The organism is Pseudomonas sp. 10B238, assembly GCF_000970615.1.
Classification (GTDB): domain Bacteria; phylum Pseudomonadota; class Gammaproteobacteria; order Pseudomonadales; family Pseudomonadaceae; genus Stutzerimonas.
Map to the genome: position 1 here is coordinate 198,037 of NZ_KQ033928.1, position 19,720 is coordinate 217,756.

Genomic DNA, 19,720 nt, shown 5'->3' on the forward strand with positions numbered 1-19,720 from the left:
CTGGCTGGTCTGCTATGGCTCATTCAGCCACTCCGGTATTCGCCGCTCCAGGTAATAGCGAGGTTTGAGCGGGGAGCCTTCGACGAAGCCGACGTGCCCGCCGCTCCTGTGCAGTTCGAGAATGGTGGTTGCGGATAGCTCATCAGGCTCGGGCACGCTGTGGCGGAAGACGAAGGGGTCGTCTTCGGCCTGGATCAGCAGCGTCGGAATGCGGATGTCGGGCAGGAAGTAGCGGCTTGAGGCGCGGCGGTAGTAATCGGTTGCATCAGCATAGCCATGCAGTGGGGCGGTGAAGCGGCCGTCGAAATCCCAGAAGGTGCGCATGCCTTCCAGCGAGCCCAGACGCTGCAGTGCCGAGAGATGGAGATCATCGCCGTTGCGCGCGAAGAGGCGCTGCTTTTCTTTCACGTAGGCCACCATCTCGCGCATGAAGTGCGCCTGGTACACCCGCGAAAAGCCGAGGCCGATACGGTCGGCGCACTGGTCCAGGCGAAACGGCACGGACACCGCCACGGCTTTTTGCAGCGGTGCTGCCTGGCCGGTTTCGCCGAGGTATTTGAGCAGCACGTTGCCACCGAGCGAGTAGCCCACGGCATACAGCGGGGCCAGTGGCCGCGCGGCTTGTAGATGAGCTATGACTTCGCTCAGATCATCGCTTGCACCGGAGTGATAGGCGCGCGGCAGCAGGTTTGGCTCGCCCGAGCAGCCTCGCCAGTTGATCGCGATGCTTGCCCAGTTCCGGTTCGCCAGCTCCTGTTGCAGGCCGAGCACATAGAGCGAGCTCGATGAGCCGGTCAGGCCATGCAATACCAGCACGAGCGGTGCGTCCGCTTCATGCGGCCCATGCCAATCGAGATCAATGAAATCGCCGTCAGCGAGCCACAGCCGCTCACGGCGGCGTTGCAGGAGAGGCGCGCGACGGCAGAAGGGGTTCCATAGCGTTTGCAGATGGCCGCCGGGCAGCCACCTGGCCGGGGCGAAGGGGCGATCCATTTCGAGTGCGGCGCTGGTATCAGGAATGGTGGTGGGCATGGTCACCCAGGCTCGATTGCAATGCGGGTCCGTAACGCTGGCCGGCTTTGCCCGGCCAGAAGAGCGCTGCTCTGAGGCTTAGTCTGCGCCGCTGCGCTCCCACAACGCATAGTTCACTTTGCCCGCCTGCTTTTCACGGTGCAGGCGCCAGTTGGCAGGTAGGCCAAGACTGGAGGGGGCAGCTTCGCTCTCGGTATAGACCCAGGCATGCTTAGCCAGCCAGCCCCTGTTTTCAAGCAGCTCGCAGGTGGGCTGCAGCAGGTTCTTGTTGAACGGCGGGTCCAGAAACACCAAGTCGAATGGGGTTGGGTTCTGGGTTTCGAGATAGCGCAGGGCGTCGCTTTGCAGCAACTGGCCCTGGCCGCACTTGAGCGTGTCCAGATGCTTGCGCAGGTTGGCAATGGCATTGGCATTCACATCCAGTGCGAGTGCCATGCTGGCGCCGCGCGAGAGGGCTTCAAGGTAGAGCGCACCACTTCCGGTGAAGGGGTCGAGCACTCGCGCGCCTGAGAGGTACGGCGCGAGCCAGTTGAACAGCGTTTCGCGGACGCGATCAGGGGTCGGTCGCAGGCCATCGGCGTCGGGAAAACCGAAGCGTCGGCTGCGCCACTCACCGCCGATGATACGCAGCTGGCCCTGGCCCCCATGGGCGGAGGGACGGACGGGTGGCTTGGCCATCAATGCTCCGGAACGCTGCTGGGTTGTTCGAGGGGCTTCGTGCTGGGCGGTGGCAGCGGCTTCTGCTCAACCTGCGGGCCCGCGGTGACGATCACGAAGTCATCCGGGCTCAGATGCTTGTTCATCGCAGCCTTGACGTCTTCGACCGACAGCGCCTGGACCTGTTGCATGAAGTCTTCAAGGTAGGTCAGTGGCAGGTCATAGAAGCCGATGCTGCCCAGCTGACCGACGATGTCACTGTTGCTGGCCGTGGACAGCGGAAAGCTGCCGGCGACTTCGCGTTTGCTGCGCTCAAGCTCAGCGTTGGTCGGGCCGTTCTGCAGGAAGTCGGCAACCAGTCGTTGAAGCAGCTCCAGCGTACCTTCAGCCAGCTCGGCGCGGGTCTGCAGGTTGATCATGAAGGGACCAGCCACTTGCATCGGGCTGAAGCCTGAATAGACACCGTAGGTCAGGCCGCGCTTTTCGCGGATTTCCTCCATCAGGCGAGTGCCGAAGCCACCGCCGCCGAGGATCTGGTTACCTAGATACAGCGCGGCGTAATCCGGATGGCCACGCGGAATCCCCAGCTGCGCCAGCATCAGATGAGTCTGGTTGGAGGGGAACTCGATGTGCTGGGTGCCGGCGGTTGGCTCGCTTGGCGAGGGTGGAGGCGGCAAGGCTGGGCCCTGAGGCAACGCTGCGGAAACCTGCGCGGCGATGGCTTCGGCCTCCTCGCGGCTGAGGTCGCCAACCAGCGCGATCACTGCGTTACCGGCCGTGTAACCTTTTTGATGAAACGCGCGCAGCTCCGCGACGCTGATGCCTGGGATCGACTCGGGCGTACCTTCGCTGGAGTGGGCATAGGGGTGATCGCCATACAGCTGCTCGAATAGTTCGAGGCTGGCCAGCTTGCCCGGGTTCTGTTTCTGGAATTCGAAGCCGGCCAGGACCTGGTTCTTGATTCGCTGCAACGAGTCTTCGGGAAAGGTCGGTTTGCCCACGACCTGGCTGAACAGCTGTAGCGCTTGCTCGCGCTTGTCAGCCTCGCTGAGGCTGCGCAGGCTGGCGACAGCCATGTCGCGGTAGGAACCGTTGCCAAAATTCGCGCCAAGGCCTTCGAAGCCCTCGGCGATAGCGGTGACGTCCTTGCCCTCGACGCCCTCATTGAGCATGGCATTGGTCAGCATTGCCGTGCCGGGCACCCCATCATCATGGCTGCTGCCGGCGGCAAAGGTCAGGCGCAGGTCGAACATGGGCAGCTGGTGCGCCTCGACGAACAGCACCTTGGCGCCGCCGTCGGTCTGCCAGCTCTGGATGTCCAATTCGCGCCGGGCCAACGGTTTGTCGCCGAGCTCAGTCAAGGACTCGAGCTGAGTGCTGGCTGCTTCAGCTTCTTCAGCCTCTTTGGCGATCGCCTGTCCGGATTCGGACGGTGTGGCGACGGTTTCCTCGGTGGGAACCGGAATCGATGCGGCGGCGTCGCTGGCTTCTTCTGTGCAGGCGGCCAGGCCGAGGCAGGACGCCAACGCCAGGCCGAGCAGGCCGCGACGCAACAGGTGGCGATCACTCATCGCTGGACTCCTCGGGTAGAACATGGGCAACGCTCAGGCGAGAGCGGGTGAAATAGGTACGGGCGGCTTCCTGAATGTCCTCTGGGGTAACGGCTTCCAGAGCGCTGAGCTCCTCGTCCATCAGCCGCCAGGAGAGGCCAACGGTTTCCAATTGGCCGATGGTGGTGGCCTGCTGGGTAATGGAGTCGCGCTCGTAGACCAATCCGGCGATAACCTGCGCGCGGACCCGCTCCAGCTCATCGGTGGACGGCGCGGTTTGCTTGAGCTTTTCCAGCTGCTTCCAGAGCCCCGCCTCGACTTCTTCCAGCGTTCGGCCTTTCTGCATGTTTGGTGCAGCACTCAGAACAAACAGTGTGTCGCCGCGGGCGTAGGCGTTGTACCAAGCTGAGGCGCTGGTCACCAGCTCCTCGCCGCGCTCAAGCTGCTGGGGCAGGCGTGCGCTGTAGCCGCCGTCGAGCAGCGCGCTGATCAGCCGCAGCGCATGGATCTGACTCGGCTCCTCGCTGGTGGCCAGACTCGGTGTGTTGAAGGCCATGATCAGGCTGGGTACCTGAGTCTGCACATGCAGGCGCAGTCGGCGTTCGCCGGGCTCGTCCAGTTCCAGGGGACGCTTGGCGTTCGGCACTTCCTGTTTCTGGATTGGCCCGAAGTAGCGTTCGGCCAAGGTCCGGACTTCGTCCACCGTGACGTCACCGACCACTACCAGGGTCGCATTGTTGGGCGCGTACCAGCGCTCGTACCAAGTGCGCAGATCCTCGATGGTCATCCGCTTGAGGTCGGCCATCCAGCCAATGGTCGGGATGTGATAGCCGCTGGCAGGGTAGGCCATGGCCTCGAAGCGCTCGAAGGCCAGCGCGCTGGGCTTGTCATCGGTGCGCAGCCGGCGCTCTTCCATGATGACTTCGATTTCGCGCTCGAATTCTTCAGGCGGCAACTTGAGGCTTGCCAGGCGATCGGCTTCCAATTCGAACGCCACGGCCAGGCGATCGCGCGCCAGGACCTGGTAATAAGCGGTGTAATCGTCGCTGGTGAATGCATTTTCCTCAGCGCCCAGTTCACGGAGGATGCGAGAGGCCTCGCCCGGGCCAAGCTTGCGGCTACCCTTGAACATCATGTGTTCGAGCGCGTGGGACAGGCCTGTCTGCCCCGGTGACTCATAGCTGGAGCCGACCTTGTACCAGAGCTGGGAGACCACAATCGGCGCCCGGTGGTCCTCGCGTACGATCACCTTAAGGCCGTTATCCAGGAAGAACTCGTGGGTGGGCTGAGCTTCGGCAGCCATCGCCAGCGGAAGGTATAACGTGCCGAGTAGCAGGGCTGCGGCGCGGCGTAGCATCAAAGACATAGGAGAAAGGCTCGTTCAGTGATCGATCCCGCCCGCGACAATGCCGGCTGGTGAGGACACGCGGGCCATGGTACTGGTGCCCTTGTGTCAGGGCAAAGGCATATAAAGCTCGCTTTGCCAATGCAGATGACTGGGCGGATGGCCACGCTTAGCGCAGGCCGATGCGCAGTGCTAGGATAGCGCCCGTCTGGCTGGTGGCATGGCCGCCGGCGTATCGCCCTCTTGAGAAAATCTTCTCCATGTTTGGTTCCAACGACGATAAGAAGGCGCCGGCCGAGGCTGGCGAGAAGAAAGGCTTGTTTGGCTGGTTTCGCAAGAAGCCGCAGACCCCAGCGGCCGAGCCGCCGCCTGCCGAGCCGCTGGAAGACAGCCAGCCGTTCGCCGATGAGCCCGATACGGCCTTGCCCGACGAGGTAGAGACGGCCGAAGAGCCCTTGCGTTCTGAGCCTGAGGCTACCCAAGCGGAGCCCGAGGCTGCGCACGTTAAACCGGACGCTGAATTGCAGATTGAGCCGGAGGCAGAGCCCGAGCCAGCGCCGGAGCTTGTTCATCCTCAGGAAGTGCCCGAGTCGCCAATCCTCGCTGAGATTGCCGTCGAACCTGCACCAGCACCGGCCGTACAAGAAGCGCCCGCCAAATTGGGCTTCTTTGCCCGGCTCAAACAAGGCTTGTCCAAGACCAGCGCCAGCATTGGCGAAGGTATGGCCAGTCTGTTTCTGGGCAAGAAGGCCATCGATGATGACCTGCTCGACGAACTGGAAACCCGTCTGCTGACCGCGGATGTTGGCGTAGAGGCCACCACCGCCATCATGCAGAACCTGGCGCGCCGGGTCTCGCGCAAGGAGCTGGCCGACAGCGGCGCGTTGTACAAGGCTTTGCAAGAAGAACTGGCCAGCTTGCTCAAGCCTGTCGAGCAACCGTTGCTGATCGACAGCAGCAAGCAGCCGTTCGTGATCCTCGTGGTAGGTGTCAACGGCGTTGGCAAGACCACGACCATCGGCAAACTGGCGAAGAAGCTACAGCTCGAAGGCAAGAAGGTCATGCTGGCCGCAGGCGATACGTTCCGTGCGGCTGCAGTCGAGCAGCTGCAGATCTGGGGTGAGCGCAACAACATCGCGGTGATCGCTCAGCACACGGGGGCGGATTCCGCTTCGGTGATCTTCGATGCAGTGCAGGCTGCCAAGGCCCGAGGCATTGACGTGCTCATCGCGGATACCGCCGGGCGCCTGCATACGAAGGACAATTTGATGGAGGAGCTGAAAAAGGTCCGTCGCGTGATGGGCAAGCTCGACGATACGGCGCCGCACGAAGTGCTGCTGGTGCTCGACGCGGGAACCGGTCAGAACGCTATCAACCAGACCAAACAGTTCAATCAGTCGGTCGAGCTGACAGGCCTGGCGCTGACCAAACTCGATGGTACCGCCAAAGGCGGTGTGATCTTTGCGCTGGCCAAGCAGTTCGGCACCCCGATCCGCTATATCGGGGTCGGTGAAGGCATCGATGATCTGCGGACCTTCGAGGCGGATGCCTTCGTCAACGCGCTGTTCGCCGAGAAAGGGACGGGCGGAGCCTCGTCATGATTCGTTTCGAACAGGTGGGCAAGCGCTATCCCAACGGCCACGTCGGATTGCACGAACTTTCCTTTCACGTGAAGCGCGGTGAGTTCCTCTTCGTCACCGGTCACTCCGGAGCGGGCAAGAGCACCTTGTTACGCTTGCTGCTAGCGATGGAAAGACCTAGCAGTGGCAAGCTGCTGTTGGCCGGCCAGGACCTATCGCGAATCAGCAATGCGCAGATTCCCTTTCTCCGCCGGCAGATCGGTGTGGTATTCCAGAACCATCAGCTGCTGTTTGATCGCACCGTGTTCGACAACGCCGCATTGCCCTTGCAAATCCTCGGTTTGAACAAGCGTGAAATCGGCCAGCGCGTGATGACCGCGCTGGAGCGTGTCAGTCTCAAGGACAAAGCACTGCAATACCCTTCCGATCTCTCTACGGGCCAGCAGCAGCGCGTCGGCATCGCCCGCGCCGTGGTGCACCGCCCGGCGTTGCTGCTTGCTGACGAGCCGACCGGTAACCTTGATCCGCGGCTGGCAGCCGAAATCATGGGTGTATTCGAAGATATCAACCGTCTCGGTACCACCGTGCTGATTGCCAGCCACGATCTGGCGCTGATCGCCCGTATGCGTCATCGCATGCTCACACTGCAGCGTGGTCGATTGATCGGCGATGGAGAGGCCACCCGATGAGCGCACCCGAGCAGAACCCGAACCCAGCTGAACGCGCGGGCGGTGTACGCAACAAGCCCGAGCAGCCCAGAAGCGACGAACCGGACTTCAAAGCCTTGTTTCATGCCTGGGTGGAAAGCCACCGGGCCAGCGTGGTCGATAGTGTCGGCAGGCTGATCAAACAACCGATCGGTAGCTTTTTTACCTGTCTGGTCATGGCGGTCGCGTTGAGCTTGCCGATGGGCTTGGCGCTGTTGCTGGACAATGTCGAGCGGCTCGGTGGCTCCTGGCAGCGGGCAGCCCAGATTTCGCTGTTCATGCAGCTGGATGTGGATGCGACGCAGGGGCAAGCGCTTCGCGAGCAGATCCTGGCGATGCCGGACGTGTCCGAAGCCAGCTGGATCAGTCGAGAACAGGCGCTGGAGGAATTTCAGCAGCTGTCGGGGCTTGGCGAGGCCTTGCGAGAACTGCCGGAAAACCCGTTGCCCGGTGTGATCCTGGTGACGCCTAGCGAAGTTGATCGCGATAACCTCGAGGCGCTGCGCCAACGCTTGTCGGATTTGCCCGGGGTCGAGCAGGCCCAGTTGGACCTGCTATGGGTCGAACGGCTGACCGCTATTCTCAAACTGGGTGATCGGTTCGTGTTCGGCCTTAGCCTGTTGCTGATCGCCACGCTGCTACTGGTGATTGGTAATACCATCCGCCTGCACATCGAAAACCGCCGCACCGAGATTGAGGTGGTCAAACTGGTCGGCGGAACCGACGGCTATGTGCGGCGCCCGTTTCTCTACATGGGTGCGTTGTACGGGCTGGGAGCGGGCCTGATTGCCTGGGGCTTGCTCGCCTATGGGCTCGGCTGGTTGAACGAGGCGGTCATTGGCTTGGCTGGCTTGTATGGCAGTGATTTTGGCTTGGCGGGCGTACCAGCCGACGATGGGTTGTCCCTTGTGCTTGGAGCCGTGCTGCTGGGTTACATAGGCGCTTGGCTTGCCGTTGCGAGGCATTTGAACGAGCTTTCACCGCGCTAACCTGTTGATATATATGGCTTTAGGTAGCTGTAAGGAAACTTTTCCACAGGCTTGCAGTCTCATGCGGCAGTGCTAAACTGCTGCAGCTTCATTTTTGGAGGACCTGCATGACATCTAATCTCCAACCTGTTCAAGCCCTGGTCCCGGGAGGCAATCTCGAGGCCTATGTGCAGACGGTCAACAGCATTCCGCTGCTCACGGTCGAGCAGGAACGCGACTTGGCCGGGCGTCTGTTCTACCAACAGGACCTCGAGGCCGCCCGTCAGATGGTGCTGGCCCACCTGCGTTTCGTTGTGCATATCGCCCGTAGTTATTCCGGCTATGGTCTGGCACAGGCCGATCTGATTCAGGAAGGCAATGTCGGCCTGATGAAGGCGGTTAAGCGCTTCAACCCTGAAATGGGCGTGCGCTTGGTTTCCTTTGCCGTGCATTGGATCAAGGCCGAAATCCACGAGTTCATCCTGCGCAACTGGCGCATCGTAAAAGTTGCCACGACCAAAGCGCAACGCAAGCTGTTCTTCAATCTGCGTAGTCAGAAGAAGCGTCTGGCCTGGCTGAACAATGACGAGGTCGAGCGGGTTGCCGACAGCCTCGGCGTTGAGGCGCGCGAAGTCCGCGAGATGGAAAGCCGTCTCACCGGGCATGACATGGCTTTCGATCCATCTGCCGACGCGGATGATGACAGCGCCTACCAGTCGCCAGCGCATTATCTCGAAGATCATCGTTACGACCCGGCGCGGCAGCTCGAAGATGCCGACTGGAGCGATAACTCAAATACGAATCTGCACGAGGCGCTGGACACGCTGGATGAGCGTAGCCGCGATATCCTCCAGCAGCGTTGGCTGAGTGATACCAAAGCGACGCTGCATGACCTCGCCGCCAAGTATGGGGTTTCTGCGGAGCGGATTCGTCAGCTTGAAAAGAATGCGATGAACAAACTCAAGGGTTCAATCCAGGCTTGATAGCCGAAGCCTGAGCTTTCTAGTCCAGAGCCCAAAGGCGCTGCAACTGCAGCGCCTTTTTTTATGCCGTTGGCCGGCGAAGGGTGACTGCAGCTGGATGATCGCCGGGATTAGCGGCAATGCTTGGAATGCTCCAAAGTGTCGGTCAGAGCGATCAGCAGTTGTGCCGCGCTGATGGGTTTGTGTAGCCAGGTGATGCTCGTGTCTTCAGCGTTCTGCTCGAAATGGCTGGCGGCCGATATCACGATGATCGGCAGATCTCGCGTGCCAGGGTTGCTGCGTACTTCGTCAATCAGCTCACGTCCGCTGCCGTCGGGCAAATGCAAATCGAGTGTCATCGCCTCGTAGCGGGTACTGGCAAGCTTGCCTCGTGCCGCGTGCAGACTCTGAACGCGGTCAACCGCGTAACCGGCATCGCGTAGCATCAGCAACAGTAACCGGCCGGTGTCCGGCTCGTCTTCGATTACCAGTAGGCGAGGCTGGCCCTGGTCTGGCGCCACAGTGGCCGATTCGACTATGGGCAGCTCACACCAGAACGTTGTGCCTTGGCCCTCGGCTGTATCAAAGCCGACACGACCGCCCATCCGCTCGATGAATTCCTTGGTGATGGCAAGCCCCAGGCCGGTGCCCCCTTTCTGGCGACTGTCGGACGCATCCGCTTGAGCAAATTTCTCGAATACACGGTTCTGGAAACTTGGCGGGATGCCCGGCCCCTGATCGGTGACGCTGATGCGAACATGGCCGGCATTGGGCTGGCTGCAATGCAGCGTGACCTGGCCACCTTCCGGCGTGTACTTGATGGCGTTCGATAGAAAGTTGCTCAGCACCTGCTGCAGGCGCAACCCGTCGACCCATACGTGCACATTGATCGGGTCGCGGAGTATGCAGCTCACCCCGAAATGCGAGGCGAAAGCCTGGTTGCTGGTCAGCGCCTCATCCAGCAGTTGGCGCAGCGAGTGCTCGCGCATATCGAAGGTCATCTTGCCTGCGGTGATTTTTTCCATGTCCAACAGGTCATTGATCAGGTAACCCAACCGCAAACTGTTGCGGTGCGCGATTTCGAGCATCTGCTGGATGGCGGGAGGTGCCTCGCCCAGAGCGCCGCCGGTGATCAGGCCCAAGGCGCCGCTGATGGATGTCAGCGGGGTGCGCAGCTCATGGCTTACCGTCGAGACGAACTCGTCTTTCATCTGTTCGATGCGCTTGTGTTCGGTCAGGTCCATGCTGGTGCCGCTAATGCGCAGCGGCTGGCCGTTGCGGTCGCGCTGAATGTAGCCGCGGATCAGCACAGGCGTGATTTTGCCGCTTTTATGCTGCAGGCGTAGCTCGGTGGTGAAGTGATCGACTGGGGAGAGCATGGTCCGGGCCAGCTGGGTCCGCGCTTGAGGCAGGTCCTCGGCTACGACGAGTCGCTCCCAGAGCTTGAGATCCGAACTGAGCTCGCCGGGACGGTAGCCGAGCATGTGCCAGGCGCGCGGCGATGCATAGAAGGTCCCGGCATCCAGGTTCATGTCCCACAGCCCGTCATTGCTGCCTTTGAGCGCAAGGCTTAGGCGCTCTTCACTGAGCTGAAGGGCACGTTTGTTTTCCCGGATGTCTTCGGTCATCTGCTGGGCCAGCGCCTCAGCACGGCGGCGTCTGAGCGACAACGAAAACGTCAGGAGGAACAATAGTGCGCTCAGGCCAGTACCAAGGCCCGCTATCAGCCCTTTGTTGGTGTGAAAGAACTGCTCGAAGGCCGGCCGACTCTCCAGGCGCAGCGTCCATGTCTGGCCATAAAGACCCAGCTGCACTTCCTTGCTGTACTGGGCTTGCCCGGCCATAGGTGCATCTCGACTGGCAAAGATAAGCTGCTCGGTTTGCTCGGTATCGCCTGCGTAAATGCGCAAGCTGAGGTTCGGATTGGCTGCGCCGAGAATGCCCCGCATCAGGTCGTCGAGCCGATAAGGGCTGTAGACGAAGCCCTTTAGCGCTTGCAGGCGTTGTGTCACGGCAGTTAACGGCTCCCCATCACTGTACAGCGGCACGTACATGAGGACGCCTGCTTGTACCTTGCCGTGGGTTTCCTGGCGTAACGTCACTTTCCCGGTAATCTGGGTGGTTCCAGTTTCGGCAGCGCTGAGCATGGCCTGTCGGCGAACCGGCTCGGAGAACATGTCAAAGCCGAAAGCGGCCAGGTTGCGATCACGGAAGGGCTCGAGGAAGACGATTGGCGTATAGAGCGAGCGGTCCGCCGCTTGCGGGTAGACATCGTAGTCGCTATATCCCTCAGCCCGGATGTTCTGCACATGCGCTTCGAGGTCCGACGGCAATAGGGCCTTGGCAAAACCGACACCTTGAATGCCCGGGTAGCGTTCGGCCAATTGCAGCCGGTCGTTGTATTCACGCCATTGTTCTCGCGATACCTCTCCGGCGGCGTCGAACAGCCCGGCTGCTCCGAGCAGAATCTGCTCGTGGTCGGTCATGCGTTTTTGAATGGCTTCAATGGTCGTGTTCACCAGCAAGTCGAACTGCTTGAGCGCGGCCCGCTCTTCTTTCATCTGAAGATGATTGAGAAGCGCAAGCTGTACCAACAGCGCTAACGCCAGTACAAGCCAGGCGATGCTGTTACGCCAGTGAAAGAACTGCCGCACCTTGCCGAAAGGTGCACTGGTTTCGCTCATGCTGCCTGCCGTGCGTTAGTGACGAGTGGCGAGAATATCAGACGCCTGTCTGGCGACCGCCCTTACATGCGGATTGTGGCCCGGCATTCGCCACATATTCATCGCAGCTTACTCGCTGAGATGGCGCACTGCCATAACGCCCCGACAGAGCGTACCGGCTAGTGATCTTGCGTGTGAGAGGGCGCTGAGGTGCTGGAGCCGACCCGTCGCCGTATCGTTCCGGTTTGCCTTCAGCGTGCCTCGCTCGCCTGTAGTTTGTTCAGGTAACCGCTGCCGCCCAATTGCCTCACCTGCTTTCGAATCCAGGCGGCGCGACTGCGCACGTGCGGACCGGGTTGGCCGGCATCCCACTCCCGAGGGTTAGGCAGTACAGCGGCCAGCTGGCTAGCCTGATTGACGGATAGGTAGGGTGCGCCAATCCCAAAGTGATGTTGTGCAGCTGCTTCGGCACCGAATATCCCATTGCCCCATTCGACACTGTTCAGGTAGACCTCCAGAATCCGTTGTTTCGGCCAGAGCAGCTCGATCCAGCCGGTGAACCAGACTTCAAGGCCCTTGCGCAGCCAGCTACGCCCCGACCAGAGAAACAGGTTCTTCGCCACCTGCTGGCTCAGAGTGCTGGCGCCACGCAGCGAGCCGCCACGTTCGTTATGCTCGAATGCAGCTCGAATTGCCGCAACATCGAAACCCCAATGATCGGCGAACTTCTGGTCTTCGGCTGCGATGACCGACATCTTCAAGTCGTCCGGCAGTTCTTTCCAAGGCCGCCAGTTGCGTTGCAGGTCAATGCTTTCACCGCCGGTCCAGGATTCGACCTTGCGTTCAACCATCAGCGCAGTGAAGGGCGGCGGCACCCAGCGCAGCACCAGCACCAGCAGGACGGACAGTGCCGTCAGCCATAGCAGCAGTTTGGTCAGTCGGCGTAGCAGGGCTCGAAGCATGGGGCGTGGTCGCAACCTGGGAGAACGGGCATTATAACGGTGCATACAGTCCCTGACCGGAAGGCCCCCGAATGATTCGCCCGTTTCTTATGCTCGCCGGATTCTTCGGCTTGACCGGTGTCGCCCTCGGCGCGTTCGCAGCCCATGGTTTGAAGAGCCGCCTGGCTGCTGACTATCTCGCTGTGTTTCAGACCGGCGTGCACTATCAACTGATCCACGCGCTGGCATTATTCGGCATCGCCTTGCTGGCGTTGCATGCGCCGAGCCGTCTGCTGGTCGCAGCAGGCAGCTTGTTTACGCTGGGTGTCCTGCTGTTCTCCGGCAGTCTCTACCTGCTGACCCTGACCGGTGTCGGCAAGCTTGGCATTATCACTCCGATTGGCGGCACGGCGTTCCTGGCCGGCTGGATCTGTCTGATGCTGGCCGCCTGGAATCTGCGTGGCTGATTGACGGAGCGGTCCGGGTGGAGATGAATGGTGGCAGCTGTTGCCTTGGTGGACCGAGTCGATCGGGCTAGAATGCTGGCCCTTTTGCAATGGTGGCGATCACTATGCATATCCAGTTGAACGGTGAGCGCTATGAGCTCCCGGACGGCCAGTCGGTGGCTGATCTGCTGCAGCGCTTGGAGCTGACCGGGCGCCGGCTAGCGGTCGAACTCAACCGCGACATCGTGCCACGCAGCCAACATGCCGCGACGGTTCTGGTCGAAGGCGATCAGATCGAAATCGTGCATGCCATTGGCGGTGGCTGAGCCACAAATCGATATTCCCGGACGCCGCCCGTGCAGCAGCGTACTTTTCGCTTCATTAGGTCTGAACAGGATGGTCGCATGAGCCCAGTTCCGCACGACAAACCCTTTACGCTTGCCGGTCGCACCTATCAATCGCGTCTGCTGGTGGGCACCGGTAAATACAAGGATCTCGAGGAAACCCGCGCGGCCATCGAGGCCTCTGGCGCGGAGATCGTCACCGTTGCGGTCCGCCGTACCAACATCGGCCAGAACCCGGGCGAGCCTAATCTGCTGGATGTGATCTCGCCGGACCGCTACACGATCCTGCCGAACACCGCGGGCTGCTACGACGCCGAAGAGGCCGTGCGCACCTGCCGCCTGGCCCGTGAACTGCTCGATGGGCACCGGTTGGTCAAGCTGGAAGTGTTGGCCGACCAAAAAACCCTGTTTCCCAACGTCATCGAAACCCTCAAGGCCGCTGACGTATTGGTCAAGGATGGCTTCGACGTGATGGTGTACACCAGCGACGATCCGATCATTGCCCGCCAGCTGGCCGACATGGGCTGCATTGCGGTGATGCCGCTGGCCGGTCTGATCGGCACGGGTTTGGGCATCTGCAACCCATACAACCTGCGCATCATCCTCGAGGAGGCCAAGGTGCCGGTGCTTGTGGACGCAGGCGTCGGCACGGCATCCGACGCAACCATCGCGATGGAGCTGGGCTGTGAGGCGGTGCTGATGAACAGCGCCATCGCTCATGCGCAGAACCCCGTGCTGATGGCTGAGGCCATGAAGTATGCGATCGACGCCGGCCGCTTAGCCTACCTGGCCGGCCGCATGCCGAAAAAACTCTATGCCAGCGCTTCCTCGCCTCTGGAAGGCCTGATCCGTTAATACTTCTCCTCCCGTCTCAGGCCGCGTGTTCGATCGCGTGGCCGGTCCTTTTTATCTGTAGGTTCGTTCATGAGTGACACTCCAATCCCGGCCGAGGGCCAACGGCGCATGCGCACCATCAAAAGCTTTGTGATGCGTGCCGGTCGCATGACCGAAGGACAACAGCGAGGTCTGGATCAGGGCTGGCCCCGGTTCGGCCTGGAACTGGCAGATGGGTTGCGCGACTTCGATCAGGTCTTTGCTCGGCAGGCACCACGCACGTTCGAGATCGGCTTTGGCATGGGCCACTCCACGCTGGAAATGGCCGCGGCGGCGCCGGAACAGGATTTCATTGCGGTCGAAGTGCACTCGCCGGGCGTAGGGGCCCTGTTAAACGGACTTCTGTCACAGAATCTGACTAACGTGCGGATCTACAGTTGCGACGCGCTCGAAGTGCTGCGTGAATGCGTCCCCGATGCGAGCCTGGACCGGGTTCTGCTGTTTTTCCCTGATCCCTGGCACAAGAGTCGTCATCACAAACGGCGCATCGTCCAACCGGCATTCGCCGAGTTGGTCCGGCAGAAACTTAAGGTCGGCGGCGTGTTGCATATGGCGACCGACTGGGGGGCCTATGCCGAGCACATGCTCGACGTTATGAACGTCGCACCTGGCTACCGTAACCAGGCCGTAAACGGGCAGTACGTTGATCGTCCGCAGGAGCGCCCGACCACCAAGTTCGAACGGCGCGGTGAGCGCCTCGGCCACGGCGTCTGGGACCTTAAGTTCGAGCGCATCGACTGACTCGCTGAAAAGAAACACGTGTCACCGCTACATCCACCAAAGCCGCGACCAAGCGGCCCAGGGACGATCCAATAACGAAAAATGCCAGGACGGCACGATCCCAACGCATCAACGAGCGCTCTGCCTGCGGGCAAGAGCCGTCATCTGCCGCGCCAGCCGCGCTGCAAGGAGCAAACAGATGTACAGGAAATTTGGAATTCTGCTGCTGGCGGCCTGTGCCAGCCAGGCTCATGCCAAGGTCGACGAGATGCAGGCCGTGCGCCTGGGTCAGGACCTGACCCCGCTGGGTGCTGAGCGCGCCGGTAACGCCGCCGGCACCATTCCCGCTTGGACCGGAGGTGTGCAACCACCTGCAGGCTACGAAGCCGGCATGCACCATCCGGACCCTTTCGCTGCCGACCCGATGCTCTACCGAGTGGACCAGAGCAATGTGGCCCAGTACGCCGCGTTGTTGCCGGAGGGGCTGCGAGCGCTGGTCGAGCGACATCCTGACTTTCATATGCGGGTATTTCCAACCCGTCGCAGCGCCAGCAACCCGCAGCGCATCTATGACGCCACGCGACTGAACGCGGTGAATGCCGAGCTGATCGCCAACGGCAACGGGATCAAGGGCGCCTCAGCGGGTATTCCATTTCCCATCCCGCAGGACGGGATGGAGGTGATCTGGAACCATGTTCTGCATTACAAGGGCGACCAGACTCACTTCGTGAACAATCAGGCCGTGGTGATCAACGGAAACCCGAGCTATATCAAACGGGATCGGCAGATCTATTACGTTTATAACCGTGAGGGCATGAGCCAGGCCGACCTGGACAACACCTCGCTGTACTACAAGTACCGTGTCACTGCGCCGGCCAAACTGTCAGGTACCGCCCTGGTGGTCCAGGATCCGCTCGACCAAGTGCTAGCGGTACGCAAGGCCTGGCGCTACAGTCCGGCTGATCGCCGCGTACGTCGTTTGCCGTCGCTCGCCTACGATTCGCTGCAGCCCGACACTAGCGGCCTGGCCACAGCGGACGTGGTGGACTCCTTCAATGGCGCACCGGATCGCTATGAGTGGCAGCTGGTTGCCAAGCGCGAAATGCTCGTGCCTTACAACAGCTACGCGGTGCATCAGAAGGGCATCCCCTACGATAAAATCGTCGGTCCGCGAACCTTGAATCCGGAACTGTTGCGTTATGAGTTGCATCGGGTCTGGGTCGTTGACGCCACACTGCGCAAGGGCTTCAGTCACCCCTACGACAAGCGCCGGTTCTATGTCGATGAGGACAGCTGGTCGATTCTGGCTGTGGACCTGTTTGATGAAAAGGGCGAGCTGATCGGGCTGCAGGAAAGCCATCCAATCAGCTATTACGACGTGCCGATGTTCAACAGCACCGTCGAAACGCTCTATCACCTGAAAGACGACAACTATTTTGTTGACGGTCTGGATAACAATGAGTCGATGTATGACTTCAGTGCCCGGCTCGGCCCGCGTGACTTCTCACCGGCGGCGCTGCGTCGCGGCAACTAAGCAGCACTGGCTGAGAGCAGAAGGGGCGCCCGCGGGCGCCCTTGTGGTTTTTGGCTATGACACGCCGTGTGCCGACAGGCTGACGCGGCTTCCGGCGCGGCCCTGCACGATCGCTTCGATGTCGGCCAGCGAGCCGATTACCGCAGCTTTGCCGGTGTTGCGGGCAAACTCACACGCTGCCTGAACCTTCGGCCCCATCGACCCTGCGGCAAAGCCCAACAGTTCCAGCTGGTCGGGATGGGCCTCGTTGATGCGGCGCTGCTGCGGCGTGCCCCAGTCCAGGTAGACCCCGTCGACATCCGTGGCGATCACCAGCAGATCGGCTTCGAGCTGCTCGGCCAGTAGCGCCGAGCAGAGGTCTTTGTCAATCACTGCCTCGACGCCTTGCAGGTGCCCGTTCTGGTCGTACACCGTAGGAATGCCACCGCCGCCAGCGCAAATAACCACGCTGCCTTTTTCCAGCAGCCAGCGGATCGGCCTGATTTCGAAAATCCGCTTCGGTCGCGGGCTCGGAACAACTCGGCGGAAACGTCCACCATCGGCAGCGATGTGCCAGCCTTTTTCACTGGCCAGTCGTTCGGCCTCTTCGCGGCTGTACACCGGGCCGATCGGCTTGCTCGGATTGGCGAACGCCGGGTCAGCAGCATCCACCTCCACTTGCGTGAGCAGGGTGGCGAAGGGGACCTCGAAGGGCAGCAGATTGCCAAGCTCCTGCTCGATAATGTAGCCGATCATGCCTTCGGTCTCGGCACCGAGTACATCCAGCGGGTAAACGGGTACGTCCGTGTAGGCAGCTCCCTGCAGGGCCAGCAGCCCAACCTGTGGACCGTTGCCGTGGGCGATTACCAGCTCATTACCGGGCGAGATGCGGGCAATCTGGCTGCAAGCGGTTCTGACATTCTCTCGCTGGTTGTCGGCGCTCAGTGGTTCGCCTCTGCGAAGCAGGGCGTTGCCACCCAGTGCAATCACGATGCGCATGCTATGTCCTCCTGATACGTCCGGTGACTTATACGTCGGCAAGCGTCGAGACGAGAATTGCCTTGATGGTGTGCATGCGGTTTTCCGCTTGCTCGAAGGCAATGTTGTAGGGCGACTCGAACACGTCCTCGGTCACCTCGATGCCATTGGCCAGGTGCGGGTACTTGGCAGCGATCTCCTTGCCCACCTTGGTATCGCTGTTGTGGAACGCAGGCAGACAGTGCATAAACTTGCTGCGCGGGTTACCGGTGGCCTGCATGAGCGCCGTGTTCACCTGATAGGGGAGCAGCTGCTCGATGCGTTCGGCCCAGGCCTCGACCGGCTCACCCATGGACACCCACACATCGGTGTGGACGAAGTCGACGCCTTCTACGGCTGCGATCGGGTCCTCGGTAAGCGTCAGCCGCGCGCCGCTCTGTGCGGCGAAATCCTGACAGGCCTTGATGTGCGCTTCGCTTGGCCAGAGTGCGCGGGGCGCAGCGATGCGTACGTCCATGCCCAGCTTGGCACCGATCAACAGCAAGGAATTACCCATGTTGTTGCGCGCATCGCCGAGGTAGGCATAGCTGATCTGATGCAGTGCTTTGTCGCTGTGCTCGCGCATGGTCATCACGTCGGCAATCATCTGCGTGGGGTGATATTCATCCGTCAGGCCGTTGTAGACCGGCACGCCGGCGTAGCGGGCCAGTTCCTCGACGATCTCCTGCTTGAAACCGCGGTACTCGATGGCGTCGTACATGCGTCCCAGCACGCGCGCGGTGTCCTTCATGCTCTCCTTGTGGCCGATCTGCGAAGAGTTCGGATCGATATAAGTGACATTGGCACCCTGGTCGTAGGCGGCCACTTCAAAGGCGCAGCGCGTGCGGGTGGAGGTTTTCTCGAAGATCAGCGCGATGTTCTTGCCTTTCAGATGCTGGCGCTCGGTACCTGTGTATTTGGCGCGTTTCAGATCACGGGACAGGTCGAGCAGGTGGCGCAGCTCGCGTTCGCTGTGGTGCATCAGGCTGAGCAGGCTACGGTTGTGGATATTGAAGGGCATGGTGGAATTCCTCGTGTTTCGGGGCTTGCCGGGCCCAGGCCCGGCGCCGTGATCAATAGTCGATGGCGTCGCGAACGATCGGGCAGGTCATGCAGTGGCCACCGCCGCGGCCTCGTCCAAGCTCACTGGCGCTGATGGTGATGACTTCGACACCGGCTTTGCGCAGCATGGTATTGGTGAACGTGTTGCGGTCGTAGCCAATAACTACGCCGGGTTCGAGTGCCACCACGTTGTTACCATCGTCCCATTGCTCGCGTTCGACCTCGTAACTGTCACCGCCGGTCGCGACCACTCGAAGCGCCGTCAGGCCGAGGGCTTCGGCTACCACCTCGAGGAAGCCGGCCTCTTCACGGCGCAGGTCGATGCCGCCTGGTTTGCTTTCGTCTGGTCGCAGGCTGAACGCGACGATGCCCTGAACGACGTCTGGATAGATCGTCACCAGGTCGCGATCGCAGAAGCTGAACACAGTGTCCAGGTGCATCGCCGAGCGCGAACGCGGCAGACCGGCGACGATCACTCGCTCGGCCGCACCTTGGCGAAACAGTGATTGGGCCAATTGGCCGATCGCCTGGCGGGAGCTGCGCTCACCCATTCCGATCAGGACCACGCCATTGCCGATGGGCATCACGTCGCCGCCCTCCAGTGTGGCCAGGCCGTGATCAAGTTCCGGGTCGCCATACCAGACCTTGAAGTCCTGATCGGCAAACTCGGGATGGAAGCGGTAGATCGCCGCGGTGAGCAGGGTTTCCTGACGCCGTGCTGTCCAGTGCATGGGGTTGAGCGATACGCCCCCATAGATCCAGCAACTGGTGTCGCGGGTGAAAATCGTGTTGGGCAGCGGCGGCAGGATGAAGCTGGAGTGGCCGAGGAAATCACGGAACAGGCTGACGATCTCGCCGCTGTGAGTGCCGGGCAGGTCACTGCCTGATACGCCGCCGATCAAGTACTCCGCGAGGTGCCGGGGCTGTTGCTCCTCGAGCCAGCTGCGCACTTCATTCTGCAGACCAGTGCCGACCTGGTTCGCAGTGATCTTGCGGTCAAGAATCCATTTCAGCGCCTCTGGATTGCTTACCGTCTCGGTCAGCAGGTTATGCATCTCGAGGACTTCGACCCCTCGCTCACGCATCTTGGTGACGAAATCGAAGTGATCGCGCTTGGCCTGGTTTACCCACATCACATCATCGAACAACAGTTCGTCGCAGTTGGTCGGGGTCAGCCGTTGGTGGGCAAGGCCTGGCGAGCAGACCATCACCTTGCGCAGTTTGCCGGCTTCGGAATGGACACCCAGTTTCTGGGGTTGCGGGGTCATAGCAGTTCTCCTAGCAGTCTTCGCACCGGTAGGTGCTCAGTGGTTCGCCAT

Annotated in this window: 18 protein-coding genes; 9 read left to right on the plus strand and 9 right to left on the minus strand. The window is 61.1% G+C overall.

Going from position 1 to position 19,720, the window contains the following annotated elements:
* Nucleotides 1-12: 12 nt before the first annotated feature.
* From RT21_RS03205 to RT21_RS03220, 4 genes are all read right to left on the minus strand, one after another.
* On the minus strand, nucleotides 13-993 hold the full coding sequence (locus tag RT21_RS03205) for a hydrolase (protein WP_046161831.1): 981 nt from the start codon (nucleotides 991-993) through the stop codon (nucleotides 13-15).
* 117 nt (nucleotides 994-1,110) lie between these two features.
* Nucleotides 1,111-1,710: a 16S rRNA (guanine(966)-N(2))-methyltransferase RsmD gene (gene rsmD, locus RT21_RS03210; RefSeq protein WP_046161586.1), complete on the minus strand. Its 600-nt coding sequence runs from the start codon at nucleotides 1,708-1,710 to the stop codon at nucleotides 1,111-1,113.
* A complete protein-coding gene (locus tag RT21_RS03215) occupies nucleotides 1,710-3,260 on the minus strand; it encodes a M16 family metallopeptidase (RefSeq protein ID WP_046161587.1) in 1,551 nt (516 codons plus the stop codon). Before RT21_RS03215 ends, rsmD begins: the two co-directional genes overlap by 1 nt.
* On the minus strand, nucleotides 3,253-4,605 hold the full coding sequence (locus RT21_RS03220; RefSeq protein WP_046161588.1) for a M16 family metallopeptidase: 1,353 nt from the start codon (nucleotides 4,603-4,605) through the stop codon (nucleotides 3,253-3,255). Before RT21_RS03220 ends, RT21_RS03215 begins: the two co-directional genes overlap by 8 nt.
* A gap of 239 nt (nucleotides 4,606-4,844) precedes the next feature.
* Here RT21_RS03220 and ftsY point away from each other — a divergent pair, with 239 nt between their 5' ends.
* The 4 genes from ftsY (at nucleotide 4,845) to rpoH (ending at nucleotide 8,822) form a co-directional block, all read left to right on the plus strand.
* Nucleotides 4,845-6,185, plus strand: coding sequence for a signal recognition particle-docking protein FtsY (ftsY, locus tag RT21_RS03225; protein ID WP_046161589.1), 1,341 nt, complete (start codon nucleotides 4,845-4,847; stop codon nucleotides 6,183-6,185).
* Nucleotides 6,182-6,853 (plus strand): cell division ATP-binding protein FtsE, encoded by a 672-nt coding sequence (gene ftsE, locus RT21_RS03230; RefSeq protein ID WP_045423654.1) that lies wholly within the window; start codon nucleotides 6,182-6,184, stop codon nucleotides 6,851-6,853. Before ftsY ends, ftsE begins: the two co-directional genes overlap by 4 nt.
* A complete protein-coding gene (gene ftsX / locus RT21_RS03235) occupies nucleotides 6,850-7,860 on the plus strand; it encodes a permease-like cell division protein FtsX (protein WP_046161590.1) in 1,011 nt (336 codons plus the stop codon). The genes ftsE and ftsX overlap by 4 nt, the downstream gene beginning before the upstream one ends.
* A 107-nt stretch (nucleotides 7,861-7,967) precedes the next feature.
* A complete protein-coding gene (gene rpoH, locus RT21_RS03240; RefSeq protein WP_045423658.1) occupies nucleotides 7,968-8,822 on the plus strand; it encodes an RNA polymerase sigma factor RpoH in 855 nt (284 codons plus the stop codon).
* 110 nt (nucleotides 8,823-8,932) lie between these two features.
* Here the strand turns inward: rpoH and RT21_RS03245 are convergent, their stop codons facing one another.
* Nucleotides 8,933-11,485 (minus strand): hybrid sensor histidine kinase/response regulator, encoded by a 2,553-nt coding sequence (locus RT21_RS03245; protein ID WP_046161591.1) that lies wholly within the window; start codon nucleotides 11,483-11,485, stop codon nucleotides 8,933-8,935.
* A gap of 230 nt (nucleotides 11,486-11,715) precedes the next feature.
* Nucleotides 11,716-12,426: a monofunctional biosynthetic peptidoglycan transglycosylase gene (gene mtgA / locus RT21_RS03250; RefSeq protein ID WP_046161592.1), complete on the minus strand. Its 711-nt coding sequence runs from the start codon at nucleotides 12,424-12,426 to the stop codon at nucleotides 11,716-11,718.
* Nucleotides 12,427-12,497: 71 nt separating this feature from the next.
* Between mtgA and RT21_RS03255 the strand changes: the two genes are divergently transcribed.
* The 5 genes from RT21_RS03255 (at nucleotide 12,498) to RT21_RS03275 (ending at nucleotide 16,343) form a co-directional block, all read left to right on the plus strand.
* Nucleotides 12,498-12,872, plus strand: a complete 375-nt coding sequence (locus RT21_RS03255) for a DUF423 domain-containing protein (protein ID WP_045423664.1) — start codon at nucleotides 12,498-12,500, stop codon at nucleotides 12,870-12,872.
* Nucleotides 12,873-12,976: 104 nt separating this feature from the next.
* A complete protein-coding gene (gene thiS / locus RT21_RS03260; protein WP_046161832.1) occupies nucleotides 12,977-13,177 on the plus strand; it encodes a sulfur carrier protein ThiS in 201 nt (66 codons plus the stop codon).
* Nucleotides 13,178-13,255: 78 nt separating this feature from the next.
* Nucleotides 13,256-14,050, plus strand: a complete 795-nt coding sequence (locus tag RT21_RS03265; RefSeq protein ID WP_046161593.1) for a thiazole synthase — start codon at nucleotides 13,256-13,258, stop codon at nucleotides 14,048-14,050.
* A 108-nt stretch (nucleotides 14,051-14,158) separates the two neighbouring features.
* Nucleotides 14,159-14,830 (plus strand): tRNA (guanosine(46)-N7)-methyltransferase TrmB, encoded by a 672-nt coding sequence (gene trmB, locus RT21_RS03270; protein ID WP_218186910.1) that lies wholly within the window; start codon nucleotides 14,159-14,161, stop codon nucleotides 14,828-14,830.
* A 178-nt stretch (nucleotides 14,831-15,008) separates the two neighbouring features.
* Nucleotides 15,009-16,343: a DUF1329 domain-containing protein gene (locus tag RT21_RS03275; protein WP_046161595.1), complete on the plus strand. Its 1,335-nt coding sequence runs from the start codon at nucleotides 15,009-15,011 to the stop codon at nucleotides 16,341-16,343.
* 54 nt (nucleotides 16,344-16,397) lie between these two features.
* Here the strand turns inward: RT21_RS03275 and arcC are convergent, their stop codons facing one another.
* The 3 genes from arcC to arcA are packed head-to-tail and all read right to left on the minus strand — an operon-like array spanning nucleotide 16,398 to nucleotide 19,669.
* Nucleotides 16,398-17,321 (minus strand): carbamate kinase, encoded by a 924-nt coding sequence (gene arcC, locus RT21_RS03280; RefSeq protein WP_046161596.1) that lies wholly within the window; start codon nucleotides 17,319-17,321, stop codon nucleotides 16,398-16,400.
* A 28-nt stretch (nucleotides 17,322-17,349) separates the two neighbouring features.
* Nucleotides 17,350-18,360 carry an ornithine carbamoyltransferase gene (locus tag RT21_RS03285; RefSeq protein WP_046161597.1) on the minus strand — a complete coding sequence of 337 codons (1,011 nt, stop codon included), beginning with the start codon at nucleotides 18,358-18,360 and terminating at the stop codon, nucleotides 17,350-17,352.
* Nucleotides 18,361-18,412: 52 nt separating this feature from the next.
* On the minus strand, nucleotides 18,413-19,669 hold the full coding sequence (gene arcA / locus RT21_RS03290) for an arginine deiminase (RefSeq protein WP_046161598.1): 1,257 nt from the start codon (nucleotides 19,667-19,669) through the stop codon (nucleotides 18,413-18,415).
* Nucleotides 19,670-19,720: the final 51 nt, after the last annotated feature.